The 14,200-nt window shown below is 68.3% G+C and carries 13 protein-coding genes and 2 pseudogenes; 9 read left to right on the forward strand and 6 right to left on the reverse strand.

Features of this window, described 5'->3' with window-relative positions; all coding sequences use genetic code 11:
* The first annotated feature begins 104 nt into the window (after positions 1–104).
* A complete protein-coding gene (locus ACQP1O_RS10930) occupies positions 105–311 on the forward strand; it encodes a hypothetical protein (protein ID WP_433565699.1) in 207 nt (68 codons plus the stop codon).
* Positions 312–327: 16 nt separating this feature from the next.
* Here ACQP1O_RS10930 and ACQP1O_RS10935 read toward each other — a convergent pair.
* From ACQP1O_RS10935 to ACQP1O_RS10945, 3 genes and pseudogenes are all read right to left on the reverse strand, one after another.
* Positions 328–561: pseudogene (locus ACQP1O_RS10935) on the reverse strand (hypothetical protein); the annotation flags it as partial.
* A pseudogene (locus tag ACQP1O_RS10940) lies at positions 509–1,075 on the reverse strand (class I SAM-dependent DNA methyltransferase); the annotation flags it as partial. The pseudogenes ACQP1O_RS10935 and ACQP1O_RS10940, both read right to left, overlap by 53 nt.
* Positions 1,076–1,544: 469 nt before the next feature.
* The gene (locus ACQP1O_RS10945) at positions 1,545–3,047 is read right to left on the reverse strand and encodes an MFS transporter (RefSeq protein WP_433565700.1); all 1,503 of its coding nucleotides are present in this window, start codon (positions 3,045–3,047) and stop codon (positions 1,545–1,547) included.
* A gap of 90 nt (positions 3,048–3,137) precedes the next feature.
* On the opposite strand from ACQP1O_RS10945, the gene ACQP1O_RS10950 reads away from it, so the two are divergent.
* Positions 3,138–3,794, forward strand: a complete 657-nt coding sequence (locus tag ACQP1O_RS10950; RefSeq protein WP_433565701.1) for a TetR/AcrR family transcriptional regulator — start codon at positions 3,138–3,140, stop codon at positions 3,792–3,794.
* A 128-nt stretch (positions 3,795–3,922) separates the two neighbouring features.
* Here ACQP1O_RS10950 and ACQP1O_RS10955 read toward each other — a convergent pair whose 3' ends face one another.
* From ACQP1O_RS10955 to ACQP1O_RS10965, 3 genes are all read right to left on the reverse strand, one after another.
* Positions 3,923–5,353, reverse strand: a complete 1,431-nt coding sequence (locus tag ACQP1O_RS10955; protein WP_433565702.1) for a three-helix bundle dimerization domain-containing protein — start codon at positions 5,351–5,353, stop codon at positions 3,923–3,925.
* Positions 5,354–5,559: 206 nt separating this feature from the next.
* The gene (locus tag ACQP1O_RS10960; RefSeq protein WP_433565703.1) at positions 5,560–5,994 is read right to left on the reverse strand and encodes a ferritin-like domain-containing protein; all 435 of its coding nucleotides are present in this window, start codon (positions 5,992–5,994) and stop codon (positions 5,560–5,562) included.
* The gene (locus ACQP1O_RS10965) at positions 5,991–6,473 is read right to left on the reverse strand and encodes a hypothetical protein (RefSeq protein WP_433565704.1); all 483 of its coding nucleotides are present in this window, start codon (positions 6,471–6,473) and stop codon (positions 5,991–5,993) included. The genes ACQP1O_RS10960 and ACQP1O_RS10965 overlap by 4 nt, the downstream gene beginning before the upstream one ends.
* A gap of 414 nt (positions 6,474–6,887) precedes the next feature.
* On the opposite strand from ACQP1O_RS10965, the gene rimP reads away from it, so the two are divergent.
* From rimP to ACQP1O_RS11000, 7 genes are all read left to right on the forward strand, one after another.
* Positions 6,888–7,508, forward strand: coding sequence for a ribosome maturation factor RimP (gene rimP / locus ACQP1O_RS10970; protein ID WP_433565705.1), 621 nt, complete (start codon positions 6,888–6,890; stop codon positions 7,506–7,508).
* Positions 7,505–8,554, forward strand: a complete 1,050-nt coding sequence (gene nusA / locus ACQP1O_RS10975) for a transcription termination factor NusA (protein ID WP_379398336.1) — start codon at positions 7,505–7,507, stop codon at positions 8,552–8,554. Before rimP ends, nusA begins: the two co-directional genes overlap by 4 nt.
* Before the next feature lie 152 nt (positions 8,555–8,706).
* Positions 8,707–9,012 (forward strand): YlxR family protein, encoded by a 306-nt coding sequence (locus tag ACQP1O_RS10980; protein ID WP_354839708.1) that lies wholly within the window; start codon positions 8,707–8,709, stop codon positions 9,010–9,012.
* Positions 9,013–9,120: 108 nt separating this feature from the next.
* A complete protein-coding gene (gene infB, locus ACQP1O_RS10985; RefSeq protein WP_433565706.1) occupies positions 9,121–12,249 on the forward strand; it encodes a translation initiation factor IF-2 in 3,129 nt (1,042 codons plus the stop codon).
* 109 nt (positions 12,250–12,358) lie between these two features.
* Positions 12,359–12,649, forward strand: coding sequence for a DUF503 domain-containing protein (locus ACQP1O_RS10990; RefSeq protein ID WP_040859602.1), 291 nt, complete (start codon positions 12,359–12,361; stop codon positions 12,647–12,649).
* 20 nt (positions 12,650–12,669) lie between these two features.
* The gene (rbfA, locus tag ACQP1O_RS10995) at positions 12,670–13,122 is read left to right on the forward strand and encodes a 30S ribosome-binding factor RbfA (RefSeq protein WP_433565707.1); all 453 of its coding nucleotides are present in this window, start codon (positions 12,670–12,672) and stop codon (positions 13,120–13,122) included.
* Positions 13,123–13,129: 7 nt separating this feature from the next.
* Positions 13,130–14,116: a DHH family phosphoesterase gene (locus tag ACQP1O_RS11000; RefSeq protein WP_433565708.1), complete on the forward strand. Its 987-nt coding sequence runs from the start codon at positions 13,130–13,132 to the stop codon at positions 14,114–14,116.
* The last annotated feature ends 84 nt before the right edge of the window (positions 14,117–14,200 follow it).

The following is a 14,200-nucleotide window of genomic DNA, read 5'->3' on the forward strand; positions in this document are numbered from 1 at the left end:
GCTGCGGCGGGGGCAGCGCGTGTGGGTCGAGCACCAGCGATGTCGGCGCTGGATGCGGATGCGCATCCTCCGCTGCCCGATGATCAGGATCTTCCAGCTCCATCGTGCTGTTCGCCCTGGCGGCAGTCGCCGAAATCGGTGGGGCATGGCCGATCTGGCAGGGCGGACGCGAAAACCGGGGCTTCGCACTGGATCGGGGCCGGCATCATCGCCCCGGGCCTGTACGGGTTCATCGCCACCCTGCAACCGATGCCAACTTCGGCGCCCTCGCCGCCTACGGTGGCGTAGTTCGCCGCCGGGAGTCGAGATGACTCGGTATCGGCGCGGACCTGTGAGTGTCCATGCCTCGTACTGCGGATCTGCTGGAACGCAGATGCTCGCTCGGCGGCCCCGTGTGCAGCGAACCGTCATGCGCTGAGGCCGATCCGCGTACCTGGCGGCGCGCGAGAATGATCCCCCCGAGCTTGCTCTCGGCTGAGGTGAGAGTTCTGGATGCCTCGACGACGAAACCGGCATCCTCGAGCCATGTATGCATTTGGCTGTGCTGGCGACGATGGACATGGAGGTTCATTTGGTGCCCGCCATAGCCGTTGGTTACCAACTGCGACTCGTCTCCGACATGGAAGCCGAGTAGCAGCGGGCCGTCGGGCCGAAGCACTCGCTGGAAGTGTGCGAAGACCGAACTGATCTCATCGTCGGGGATGTGGATCAGCGAGTACCACGCGACCAGGCCGGCCATCGAGACGTCCGCGAGAGCGAGGCTCGTCATGGAGCCAAGATCGAACCGTAGGCCGGGGTGATCGCGCCGAGCCACCCCGATCATTCCGGGCGACAGGTCGATTCCGAACACGTCCGTGCCCAGTTGACGCAGGTGAGCCGTGATTCTCCCCGTCCCGCATCCCACATCCGCAACTGGCCCCCCACCCTGGGCCCGCACCAGATCGGCGAACAATGCCAGGGCAGCGCGCTCTTCGGGTGTTTCATCCAGAAGGTGACGCGTCAGGTCTGCATAACTAGCAGCGACGGTGTCGTACGACGCCCGGGTGTCTTCCAGCCAGTCAGTGTTCGGCCCCATTCCCACGACCGCAGGTTACCCTCCAGCCCGAACGGGACGACGCTTTGTTAAGCGAAGCCGAGATCGACTGCACCACAGTCGATCCTGTCTGCAGATGCCGCCGGATGTGCAATCGGTACTGCAGGATCCGCGGCCGCACACGACATCCACTTGTCAGCGTAAGTCGTTATGTATCAAGCGGTTTGGTCAGCTGCTCCCAGGTCATGTATTCCGGCAGATCGGGTCGCTCGACGGGCGGGGTCGGCATATCGGTCATGTTACCGGGCCGTCCGCCTCACTCCGCCCATTGCTCGCAGCGCATCAGCATCCCCCTGACGCTTCGTTCGACTCGTCCCAGAGGAGTTCGGACAGGGTTCGTCGCCGGATGGAACCGGGCCAGGTTGGCGGTTCTCCGGAGGGCCGCGCAACTCCTTTCGGGTGCTGCGCGGCCGAGCATCCACTACGCCGAATCGGACCTCGGGCCAGATCGTCAGAGGCTGGTCGACGCCGTGGCGAACTCGCCGGCGCTCGCCAGGGCGATGTCCTCGTCGACCTCGTGCCGGGTCAAGCGCCGGCCGCTGGGGCCGAGGCCGAATCCGGCCAGTAGTGCTGCCACCGCGAAGAAGGCCGCGCCGGTGACGAAGGCGATGCGGTAGGCGCCTTCGGCGGGAAGGGCCACGACCGCACCGTTGGGCAGGGCGTGGCGCAGGGTGTCGCTGGTGAGGATCGTGACGACCAGTGCGCTGCCGATGGCGCCGCCCACGGTGCGCATGATCGAGTTGATCGAGTTGGCGATTCCGGTCTCGTGCGGTGCGACATTGGCGACCAGCAGGGCGGGCATGGCGGCGTAGGCGATCGCGATCGCGGCATTCGCGACGACCAGTGCGACAACGACTTCCGCGCTCGTCGTATGGAGCAACGCGAGGGCGGTGAGAGCGCACAGGCCGATGACGCTGGCGAGCAGCAGAACATAGCGCGGGCCGATCCGCCCGACCAGGCGCCCGGCGAGCGGACCCATCACCACCGACACCACGGCGCCCGGCAGCATGAAGGCCACACTCGTGCGCAGCACCGAGGCGTCGAAACCGAACCCCGCCAGCGCCCGCGGCGTCGCCACGAAATAGGTCGCCCCCAGGAACACGCTGAACATCGCGAAACCGACGCAGAAACTCGCCAGGTTGGTCACCGCGACCGGCCGATGCGCCAGCAGCGAGGTCGCGACCAGCGGGTCACGCAGCTTGGACTGCAACAGTAGGAACCCGGCCAGCACGATCGCCGCGGCCACGAACAACCCGATCACTCGCGCACTGCCCCAACCCCATTCGTGTCCTTGCGAGATCGGCAGCAACAGGCAGACCAGACCGGTGCCGAGGACCGCGGCACCCACGTAATCGACACGGCCACCCTGCCCCGCGCGGCGCGGCAGCGTCACGAACGCCAGCACCAGCACCACCGCCGTCAGCACGACGCACAGCCAGAAGATGCGGCGGTAGTCCGCACCGCCCTGCGTCAGCAGACCCGTCGCCACCAGCGCGACACCGCTACCCACGCCCAGGGTCGATGCGGTGACGGCCAGCGCCCCGGTCAGTCGCTCGGCGGGAAGTTCGTGACGCAGCACGCTGATCGCCAGCGGGAACAGGCCGAAACTGGCTCCCTGCAAGGCCCGTCCGACGATGAGCAGATCGATGCTGTGCGCCGACGCGGCGAGCAGGCTGCCGGCCAGCGTGACCACGAGCGTCGCCAGCACGACCGGTTTGTGCCCGTAGACATCACCCAGTCGCCCGAGCAGCGGCGTCAGCGCCGAGGCGGCCAGCATCGTCGCCGTCGTCACCCATCCGACGGTCGTCGCCGAGACGCCGAGCTGCAGACCGATCTGCGGCAGCGCGGGCACGGGCAGTGTCTGAGCCATGGCCAGCAGAAACACGGTGCTGGCCATGGTCAGCACGATCGCGGTCGGCGATGAGGCACGCCGGAGCTCGAGCGTTGAGGTCATTGCTGGCACGCTACGCTGGAATCGACATAGTGTCGATTATGATAGACGCCACGTCGATTACCGGCATGTAAACCGCTCTAGGGTGGGGTCATGGCGCAGAAGGGCGGACACGGAGTGAACCAGACCCAGGACACGACCGAAGGTCTCCGCCGCCGCGGCACCATGTCCAAAGGTGACCAGCGCGAGGCCCAGATCCTCGCCGCGACCCGTCACCTGCTGGCGAAGAAGCCGATGGCCAACCTGACCGTCGACGACATCACCAACGCGACCGGCATCTCACGCACCAGCTTCTACTTCTATTTCCCCTCCAAGCAGGCGGTCTTCGCCCGCCTCATGGAGGACGTGAGCGACCGCTACGCGCAAACCCACGTCTGGCTGCCGTCCACCGGCCCGCAGCGAGATCTCCTGCGCACCCAGCTCCGCGGAGCAGCCGAGATCTGGCACGACAACAGCGCGATCCTCGTCTGCTCGCTCGAGGGCTACGACAGCAGCTACCCCCCGCTGACCGAATTCATCGCCGGCATCCAGGCACGATTCACCACCGGGCTCGCGGCCAAGATCGACCGCGACCGCGCGGCCGGGCTCGCTCCCGAGGGGATCGACTCGGCAACGCTCGCGGGCCTGGTCGCGCTCATGCGCGACGGGCGGCTCTCCCAGTTGTCCGCGGCACCCCAGGATGAAATGCCCAGCAGCATCGACGACCTCGCCGAGGCGATTCTGCGCGTGATCTACGGCCGACTCGATTGACATCGCCACGCTGTGCCCGGGACGCGGCCGGGATCTGCGGCTGATTCGCGAATCTGTCAGGCTATGAACGCGATCCGGGCCGGACACCCGATGGTGTCCGGCCCGGATCGGCTGTGTCGTGCCGTCGCTCAGTTGTAGGACTTGGCGACGCCGTCGAGCAGGTGTTCGAGGGTGTCGTAATCGGGTGGGCTGACCTGGTTGACGAGGTTCACGTCGACCGGGACCTGGTGGGCGGCGGTGGCATTCGTGAACAGGGTCACGTCGGTGGGGCGGAAGCCGTGTTCGGCGGCCAGGCGCTGCAGGTCGGGGTCGGTGGTGAGGAGCTTGCCGATCCGGTCGCCCTTGTCGTCGAGGGGGACCACGGTGTGCTGGGACATGACCGTCGGCTTCGGGTACATCAGGACCATGCCGGGCTTGAGCTGGTTGTGCACGGCCGCGTCGACGTACTGTGCCTCGTAGATCCAGGCCATGGGGACCGTGCCCATGCCGTTGGACAGGTAGTCCTTGAAGGGGCCGTCGCTGCTGGACTCGGTGAATCCCTGCCGGGTGAACAGGCGTGAAACGCGGGACACCGCAAAGTCTTCCGCCTTGGCACCACGCACGATGGTGTTGTCATTGGCGACGTAGGCGGTCACCGCCAGGTACATGGCCGCCGAGTTGGAGGTACGCGGATCGGTCGTGGAGACCAGCACGTTCTTCGGCACCGAATAGGTCGAATTGCCCTCCAGCTGGTTCCACTGGACGCCCTTCTCCGCCAGCGACAGGTACTTGTCGACGTCGAAAGTCGTTGTCGCGCCGGGCTGCACGATCCCGGCCGGGGTCAGCAGGTCGGCGATCGGCTTGAAGGTGGCGATGGCCATGGGGGAGGAGAACGGCACGTACTTGCCGGTCACTCCGCTCTTGCGCTGAACCAGCTCCGCGGCGGCCGAACTGGAGGGGAAGGCGAAGTCGTACTTGCCCAGATCCACCGAGGTGGCGATCTGCCGGGACCCCGCGGGCTCCACGTCCACCTTGAACCCGTGCTTGGCCAATGCGTCGGCCACCTTGGGATCGTCGAAGAACGCCGACTTCTCCGAGCCGGCCACACCGTGCACGGTGGTCAGGGCCGGCGCGGCGGTGGTTCCCGACGACGAATCCGGTTGCCGCACAGCCATGATCACCGCGAACGCCAGCACCACCACGACACCGGCCGCGACCACGCTCAGCGCGCGCTTGTTCTCGACCAGCCGAGCCGGTACGAATCGCCCTGCGACAGCGGCGAATACGTCCGTGGTCTCCGCCGGATGCCCATCCGGCGAACCCTCCTCGCCGACCGCCGCCTTGGTCAGATCCACCTCCGTGGCAGCATTCATGGACCGCTTCGGATCCAATTCCCGCCGCGCAATCCGCTCGACGAGAATCGGTACGAACTCGCGCACCGAATGCCCCTCGAACCGCTTGCGCACCGCGCCTACCACGGCCTCGACCTGCTCTGCCGGATGCGCCTCGCCATAGTCCTCGACCAGGCGATTCGTCACCTCCCGCAGTGCCTTCTCTTCCCGCGCAGCATCGACCGCCACAGCATCTCCTCGACCTCACACCGAATTCCGTTGCACGGCAGGAAATTGCGACAAGCCGCGCCGACCGGACCCTATCGGCGGAGGGTGCCGATCCGTGATCGAAAACGGAAACGGCAAGTGCGGGTCCGGCGAATTCCCGGTGACCTCGGCGGCGGAATACGGTGCGACCCGCTACCCACGCGGCGCAGCGATGGACCGCCGCGGCCTCAGGCTCGGCCGGGGAAGGCGACGGTGGCCGGGCTGGTGCCCAGGATCGAATTCCAAGTGGCAAGGCGCACAGCGCATTCGGTGAGCGCCTCGATACCGGTGCGACGGAGATCGGGGTTCCCGGCGCGTTCGACCACCGAGCGCCAGGCCGCCGCCGCGTCCGATTCGACGGTGATCGCCAGCTTGGCGGCCGGGATCGGGTCGTTCACCGGGATGGGGGAGGTGTAGGCGGCGGCGGGCTCGGGAACCGTTGCGCCGGAAGCCTTCAGGGTGTCGATGGTGGCGTCGCGGCGGGCACGGTGGGACGCCGTGTACTCGGCGACGAGTTTGTCGCGGTCGTGGTTGGCGTAGGCCGCGATCACGCCGTAGGCGTAGACAGCGGCGTATTCGGCGCTCAACGCATCGATGAGTGCCTGCTGGTCGGTTGTGGTCATGCCAGGAGAACCCCCGCGTGGGTAGCGCACGACGCGCTGATCGAAGAGAGGAGACCGGCGCGATAGCCGGAGAGCTGGGCCGACAGGTCGGCTGCCGAGCGCTGGGACTGCTGGAGCTGGGTACGCAGGACGGCGACGCCCGGGGGCGGCACGGGCGCGGTCGGGGTGACCGGCGGGGTGCGGCGGCTGGGGGTGCTGCCGTCGCCGTAAACGCCTATGGCGCGGTCGATTTCGGTGCGCAGTGCATCGGCGTGCGCGGTGCGCTGGGTGGCGATGGTCTGCAGCGCACCGGCCTTGTCGGGAGAGGTCGCGATGGCGGCGGTCGCGGCGGCCGCGTCGGTACGGGCCGAGGTCTCCTGCGCGATCAGCGGATCCGGAGCGGCAGGGGTGTCGTTCCTGGTGCAGGCGGCCAGCGCGCCCACCGCCGCCACCGCCAGCGCGCCGCCACCGGCCAGCCGCAGCGCGCTGCGGCGGTTCACGGCGGGGAGGGGAGGTTCGGGGGTAGGGGAGGACCCGGTTCGGTCCGGCGGGACCGTGAGACCGACGACACCGGCCGGAAGGCCGCTCTGACTGCTGGGCACGGCATACATGGTGCCAGCCGTCGCGGACAGCTTGCTGCGTGAGGGCCGTCGGATAGGCTGTGATCTGGAACGACGGGGAACCGTCATGGGCGCGTCGTGCTGGACACGCCGTCAGCACTACAGCGCCGACCATGCCGAACTCGAGCTAGTTGGCTGGTCCTCTACACTCTTTCCGCGCGTTACGCTAGACCTTCGGCACGGCATTTCGCCGAATCCTCCCTCCCGAGGGTGGAGACGGGTCTGCCGACCGTGCCCGACCAGTATCGATACCGACAACTCAACCCGTGACAACTGAACCAGGAGCCGCCCCACATGCCGATGCCGACCGAGGAAAGGGTGAGCCAGCTAGTTGCTGAGCTCGTCGAACGCCGAGGATTCGACCTCGAAGGCGTCGCGATTTCGGCTGCCGGTACAGCGCAGGCCAAGCTCAAGGTCACCGTCGACAGCGACGAATCCCCCGACCTGGACGCGGTCGCGGAACTCAGCTCGGAGATCTCGCAGGCCCTCGACGACGCCGATGACTTCGGCGAGACCGCCTACCTGCTCGAGATCACCACCCCCGGCATCGACCGGCCCCTCACCTCCCCGCGCCACTGGCGGCGCGCCCAGGGCCGCAAGGTGAAGATCGTGCTGCGCCCCGGCGCCGAATCACCGGAGGAGAAGGGCAAAGCCACGTTCGAGGCCCGCGCCGGCGTCGTCACCGACACTGACGTCGCCCTGGTCCTCGGCGGCAAGCGGAAGCCACACCGGGTGACGGTGCCGCTCGCCGATATCCAATCCGCCGTCGTGCAGGTGGAATTCAGTCCACCCGGCGTGGCCGAACTGGAACTCGCGGGGGGAGTAGCGCCGGGCCGTCCCCAGCCCGGTGCGCAGGAGGGATCCGAAAACGAAGCAGCAGAGTCCGATTCACTGACCGAAGGGATCGTGGAATGAACATCGAAATCGAAGCCCTGCGCGCGATTGTCGCCGACAAGGGGATCTCGATGGAGACGGTGATCTCCGCGATCGAGTCCGCCTTGCTCACCGCCTACCGGCACACCGAGGGCCACCAGCCCACCGCCCGCATCGACATCAACCAGAAGACCGGTGTCGTGCGCGTGATGGCCCGCGAGCTCGACACCGACGGGAATGTCATCTCCGAATGGGACGACACCCCCGAAGGTTTCGGCCGCATCGCCGCCACCACCGCCCGTCAGGTCGTGCTTCAGCGGCTGCGCGACGCCGAGAACGAGAAGTCCTTCGGCGAGTTCTCCACCCACGAGGGCGACATCGTCGGCGGTGTGGTGCAGCGCGATGCCCGCATGAACGCCCGCGGCACCGTCGTGGTCCGCATCGGCTCGGAAGCCCATGGCGCGGAGGGCGTCATTCCGCCCGCCGAGCAGGTGCCGGGCGAGACCTACGAGCACGGCGACCGCATCAAGTGCTACGTGGTCGGCGTCTCCCGCGGCCCGCGCGGCCCGCAGATCACCCTCTCGCGCACCCACCCCAACCTGGTGCGCCGACTGTTCGCGCTGGAGGTCCCCGAGATCGCCGACGGCTCGGTGGAGATCGTTGCCGTGGCCCGCGAGGCCGGGCACCGCTCCAAGATCGCCGTGCGTTCGACGGTCCCCGGCGTCAACGCCAAGGGCGCCTGCATCGGCCCGATGGGCCAGCGTGTGCGCAACGTGATGAGCGAGCTGGCCGGCGAGAAGATCGACATCATCGACTACGCCGAGGACCCGGCCACCTTCGTCGGGAATGCGCTGTCCCCGTCGAAAGTTGTATCCGTCACCATCGTGGACCCCGAGGCCCGCGCTGCGCGGGTGGTGGTTCCGGACTTCCAGCTCTCCCTCGCCATCGGCAAGGAGGGTCAGAACGCCCGCCTGGCGGCCCGGCTCACCGGCTGGCGCATCGACATTCGTTCCGATGCGGCGCCCGAGGTCCAGGGGGGTGTGCGTCCCGCGGCGGCGGCCGGCGGTGGCGAGGCCCACCGGGGTTGATCTTGCCGGATCCATCCGGCCCGGTCGGTCCCGAGATTTGTGAAACAGACCCCTGGGATGACAGGTTGGTAACTTCCAAGGGGTACGGATGCGGAGATCGGGACGTGACAGCGGTAGAGTGGACGCAGGCTCAGCGCGAGTCTTCGGCTTCTCTGCGCGCCGAGCGGGTGTCAGCAAGATCGGCACCCGTCCGGACCTGCATCGGATGTCGCAGACGCGAGCTGGCCGCCGATCTGATGCGGGTCGTGGCGCAAGGGTCTGCCTCCGGGCAGGACGTTGTGGTCATTCCGGATCCGCGGCACAGACTTCCCGGAAGGGGTGCCTGGTTGCACCCCTCTTCGGCTTGTCTGAGCCAAGCAGTTCGGCGCCGAGCATTCGGCAGAGCACTACGAGTGTCCGGACATCTGGATATCTCAGCCCTGGAGCATTACGTAGAGAACAGGCACGAGCACTCATGAGCAAACCGTGAAGTCCCAGAAATGATCGGCCTTCGAAATTAGTCGAGGTCGTGCGCGCGTCCCGTCGTGAAACGGGCTGCTGCGCTCGACCTCTGAGTGAGGAGAGCAGTGGCAGGCAAGGCCCGCGTGCACGAGTTGGCTAAAGAACTCGGTGTCACGAGCAAAGAACTACTCGCGCGGCTCAAGGAGCAGGGCGAGTTCGTGAAGTCGGCGAGCTCGACGGTGGAAGCACCCGTCGCGCGCCGGCTGCGGGAGTCGCTCGCACCCAAGAGCGCCCCGTCCAATGGGACCGCCAAATCGGCGACCCCCAAGCCCAGTGGTGACGGCACCCCGCGTCCGGCTGCCAAGCCGGCCACCCCCGGTGCCGGTCCCCGTCCGGGCCCCCGCCCGACGCCGCAGGCTCCGGCCCCCGCGCCGCAGGCTCCGGCCCCGGCTCCGCAGGTGGCCCCGGCTGCCCGCGCCGAGTCGGTCGAGGCTCCGGCTGCCCGTCCGGCGGCCCCGGGAAGGCCCGGAGAGGCGGCGGCCGTCAAGCCCGCTGCTCGCGAAAGCGTTGCTCCCGCAGCGGCTTCCGCGTCGGCTACCCCGTCCGCTCCGGCCCCGCAGGCCCCGCGTCCGAACGCGCCGCGTCCGGGTGCCCCGGCCCCGCGTCCGGCTCAGCAGGGCAGCTCCCCGGCTGCTCAGCAGGGCGCCCCGCGTCCGGCCGGACCCAAGCCGGGTCCGAAGCCGCCGCGGGTCGGTAACAACCCGTTCTCCTCGGCTCCGGAGCGTCCGGCGCCGCGTCCGGCTCCCCGTCCGGGCCAGCAGCCGCAGGGCGGCCCGCGTCCGGGTCAGCATCAGGGCGGCCCCCGTCCGGGTCCGGCCCAGGGTGGTCCGCGTCCGGGTCAGCATCAGGGCGGTCCCCGTCCGGGTCCGGGCCAGGGTGGTCCGCGTCCGGGTCCCGGTCAGGGCGGTCCGCGCCCCGGCCCGGGTCAGGGTGGTCCGCGTCCGGCCGCGGCCGGTCAGGGCGGCCCCCGTCCCGGTGGTCCGCGTCCCAGCCCCGGCTCGATGCCGCCTCGGCCCAACCCGGGTGCCATGCCCGCGCGCGCTCAGCGCCCGGCCGGTCCGGGTGGCGCAGGCCGTCCGGCGCGTCCGGGTGGTCCGGGCGCCGGTGGTGGTCGTCCCGGTGGCGGCGGTGGCGGTGGCTACCGCGGCGGCGGCGCTCCCGGTGGCGGTCAGGGTGCCGGCGCCGGTGCCGGTACCGGTGGTGCTCCCGGTGGTTTCCGTGGTCGTCCCGGTGGTGGTGGCGGCGGTGGCCGTCCCGGTTCCGGTGGTGGTCGCGGCGGTGCCGCGGGTGCCTTCGGACGTCCGGGTGGCGCTCCCCGCAAGGGTCGTAAGTCGAAGCGGGCGAAGCGCGCCGAGTACGAGAACCAGCAGGCGCCCATCGCCGGTGGCGTGCGGCTGCCGCGCGGCAACGGCGAGATCGTTCGCCTCGCCCGTGGCGCGTCGCTGTCCGACTTCGCCGAGAAGATCGGCGCCAACCCGGCCTCGCTGGTGCAGGCGTTGTTCAACCTCGGTGAGATGGTCACCGCAACCCAGTCGGTGAACGAGGAGACCCTCGAGCTGCTGGGTTCGGAGATGAACTACGTCGTGCACGTGGTCTCTCCGGAGGACGAGGACCGCGAGCTGCTCGCCAACTTCGACCTCACCTACGGCGAGGACGACGGCGACGAGGAGGACCTGCAGGTCCGTCCGCCGGTCGTGACCGTCATGGGTCACGTCGACCACGGTAAGACCCGACTGCTGGACACCATCCGTAAGGCCAACGTCCGTGAGGGCGAGGCCGGCGGCATCACCCAGCACATCGGCGCCTACCAGGTGCTGGCCGAGGTCAACGGCGACGACCGTCTCATCACCTTCATCGACACCCCCGGTCACGAGGCGTTCACCGCCATGCGTGCCCGTGGTGCGAAGGCCACCGACATCGCGATCCTCGTGGTCGCGGCCGACGACGGCGTCATGCCGCAGACGGTGGAGGCCATCAACCACGCGCAGGCCGCGGACGTGCCGATCGTGGTGGCGGTCAACAAGATCGACAAGGAAGGCGCGAACCCGCAGAAGATTCGCCAGCAGCTGACCGAATACGGTCTGGTCGCCGAGGAATACGGTGGCGAGACCATGTTCGTGGACATCTCGGCGAAGCAGGGCACCAACATCGAGTCGCTGCTCGAGGCGGTTGTCCTGACCGCGGACGCGGCCCTCGATCTGCGGGCGAACCCGAACATGGACGCGCAGGGTGTGGCCATCGAAGCCCACCTCGACCGCGGTCGTGGTCCGGTGGCCACCGTGCTCATCCAGCGCGGCACGCTGCGCGTCGGCGACTCGATCGTGGCGGGTGACGCCTACGGTCGCGTCCGCCGCATGGTCGACGAGCACGGCGACGACGTCGAGGCGGCCATGCCGTCGCGGCCCGTCCAGGTCATCGGTTTCACCTCGGTGCCGGGCGCGGGTGACAACCTGCTCGTGGTCGAGGAAGACCGCATCGCGCGTCAGATCGCCGACCGCCGCAACGCTCGCAAGCGCAACGCCCTGGCCGCGCGCAGCCGCAAGCGGATCTCCCTGGAAGATCTGGATGCCGCTCTGAAGGAGACCTCGGAGCTGAACCTGATCCTCAAGGGCGACAACTCCGGTACCGTCGAGGCCCTCGAAGAGGCGCTGCTCGGTATCGATGTGGGCGACGAGGTGCGGCTGCGCGTCATCGACCGCGGTGTCGGTGGCGTCACCGAGACCAACGTCAACCTGGCGTCGGCGTCGAACGCGATCATCATCGGGTTCAACGTCCGGGCCGAGGGCAAGGCGACCGAGCTCGCGAACCGCGAAGGCGTGGACATTCGCTACTACTCGGTCATCTACCAGGCGATCGACGAGATCGAGAAGGCCCTCAAGGGTCTGCTCAAGCCGATCTACGAGGAGCACGAGCTGGGTCGGGCGGAGATCCGCCAGATCTTCCGGTCCTCCAAGTTCGGCAATATCGCGGGTTGCTGGGTGCTCTCGGGCTCGGTCAAGCGCAACGCCAAGGCGCGCCTGATCCGCGACAACGTGGTGGTCGCCGAGACCACCATCCAGTCGCTGCGTCGCGAGAAGGACGACGTCACCGAGGTTCGCGAAGGCTACGAGTGCGGTATGACCGTGGGCTTCAACGACATCAAGGATGGCGACATCATCGAGGCCTACGAGCTGCGGGAGAAGCCGCGCGACTAGGAAGCAGTACACGATCCCGCCGGGCCTCCGGGTCCGGCGGGGTTGTGCCCCTTACCTTTCCGGGTAACCGTGCGCGCATTCCCCGGGGCGCGTTCATATGACTGAAAAGATGTTCTTCGGAGCGCTCGAGTTCGATATCTTGCTCGGTGATGTGCATTCACTGAAAGAGAAGCGCTCTGTCATCCGCCCCATCCTCGCCGACCTGAAGCGGTTCGAGGTGAGTGTCACCGAGGGCGGAGATCATGACCGGTATCGCCGGGCATTGCTCGGTGTGGCAATGGTCAGCTACGGCATGAATCATCTGACCGAGGTGCTGGACAAGTGTGAACGGCACGTCGCCAATCGTCCGGAGTTACAGTTGCTGGCGGTACGCCGTCGCGTCTTCGGACCCGAAGACTGAAGAAGTGAGGAGGGCTCGGCATGGCTGATCAGGCTCGAGCACGCCGACTCGCGAAGCGCATCTCGTCCATCGTCGCCACGGCGATCGAATACGAGATCAAGGATCCGCGACTGCGGTTCGTCACCATTACCGACGCCAAGGTGACCGGTGATCTGCGCGAGGCGACCATCTACTACACCGTCATGGGCGAAACCATCGACGCCGAACCCGATTACGCGGAAGCCGCCTCCGGCCTGGCGAAGGCCGCGGGCATTCTGCGGTCCAAGGTCGGTGCGGGCACCGGGGTGAAGTTCACCCCGACGCTGGCGTTCAAACTCGACACCGTGCCCGACGCGGCCCGCGAGATGGAGGAGCTGCTGGCCAAGGCCCGCGCCTCCGACGCGCGCGTGGCGCAGGTGGCGGTCGGCGCGAACTACGCCGGTGAGGCGGACCCGTACAAGTCGGACGAGGACGAGGAAGACGACGAAGCCTGACCACGCCGTGACCCCCGTCGATGTCACCCCGGCCGTCGAGGTTCTCGAGGCCGCGAAATCGGTGACGATTCTCTGCCACATCCAGCCCGATGCCGATACCGTCGGCAGCGGGCTGGCCTTGGCGCAGGTACTGCGCCGGCGCGGGGTCCCGGTCGTCGTCTGCTTCGCCGAACCGGCCGAACTGCCGGTCTCCATGCGGTCGCTGCCCGGCACGGAGTTGCTGGTCCGCGCCGACCAGGTGCCCCGCGAGGTCGATGTGCTGGTGTCCGTGGACTGCGGCAGTGCCGGACGGCTCGGCTCGCTGCGTGACCGATTGGACAGTGCCGCAACGACTTTGGTCATCGACCACCATCGGTCCAACACTCGCTTCGGTCAGGTCAATGTCGTGGACGAGGCCGCCGAATCCACTGCGGGCGTCATCGCCCACATCCTGGAGGCTTGGGGCGAGCCCATCGATCGCGATATCGCGCACTGCCTCTACGCCGGATTGGTCACCGACACCGGCTCTTTCAAATGGGTGCGCCCCGGCTCCCACACCCTGGCCGAACGCCTCCTGGCGACCGGCATCGACGGCGCGGCCATCACCCGCACCCTGATGGACACCCATCCTTTCGCCTGGCTCCCCATGCTGTCCCGAGTCCTGGCCTCCGCCCAGCTGATTCCGGATGCCGCCGCCGGCGCGGGCCTGGTCTACGCGGTCGTCCGCCGCGAGGACGCCGAAGCCGTCCGCTCGGAAGAGGTCGAGAGCATCATCGACCTCATCCGCACCACCGCCGAAGCCCAGGTCGCCGCCGTCTTCAAGGAATCCCGCACCGACCCGGACCACTGGACGGTCTCCCTGCGCTCACACGACGCCGCCGACGGCTCACCCGGCCTGGACGTCGCCCGCGTCGCCACCGCCCTCGGCGGCGGCGGACACCGCTATGCCGCAGGCTATTCCACCACCGGCCACGCCCCGGACCTGCTGGCGAACCTCCTGCGCGAACTCGGCTGACCCGAGTCCCGGTGTCCCTCAGTTCAATTCATCGCCGCGTTCCGTGTTCGACCGAATCACGGATCCGCCGCCGGACAATCCCGC

This window comes from Nocardia sp. CA-151230 (assembly GCF_050942175.1).
In the GTDB taxonomy this organism is placed as follows: Bacteria; Actinomycetota; Actinomycetes; order Mycobacteriales; family Mycobacteriaceae; genus Nocardia.

What these genes read in the sequence shown, in the direction of transcription:
- rbfA (WP_433565707.1), top strand. Translation starts at nt 12,670, where the DNA reads ATGGCTGATCAGGCTCGAGCACGCCGACTCGCGAAGCGCATCTCGTCC.
- nusA (WP_379398336.1), top strand. Translation starts at nt 7,505, where the DNA reads ATGAACATCGAAATCGAAGCCCTGCGCGCGATTGTCGCCGACAAGGGG.
- ACQP1O_RS10990 (WP_040859602.1), top strand. Translation starts at nt 12,359, where the DNA reads ATGTTCTTCGGAGCGCTCGAGTTCGATATCTTGCTCGGTGATGTGCAT.
- ACQP1O_RS10945 (WP_433565700.1), bottom strand. Translation starts at nt 3,047, where the DNA reads ATGACCTCAACGCTCGAGCTCCGGCGTGCCTCATCGCCGACCGCGATC.
- ACQP1O_RS10950 (WP_433565701.1), top strand. Translation starts at nt 3,138, where the DNA reads ATGGCGCAGAAGGGCGGACACGGAGTGAACCAGACCCAGGACACGACC.
- ACQP1O_RS10960 (WP_433565703.1), bottom strand. Translation starts at nt 5,994, where the DNA reads ATGACCACAACCGACCAGCAGGCACTCATCGATGCGTTGAGCGCCGAA.
- rimP (WP_433565705.1), top strand. Translation starts at nt 6,888, where the DNA reads ATGCCGATGCCGACCGAGGAAAGGGTGAGCCAGCTAGTTGCTGAGCTC.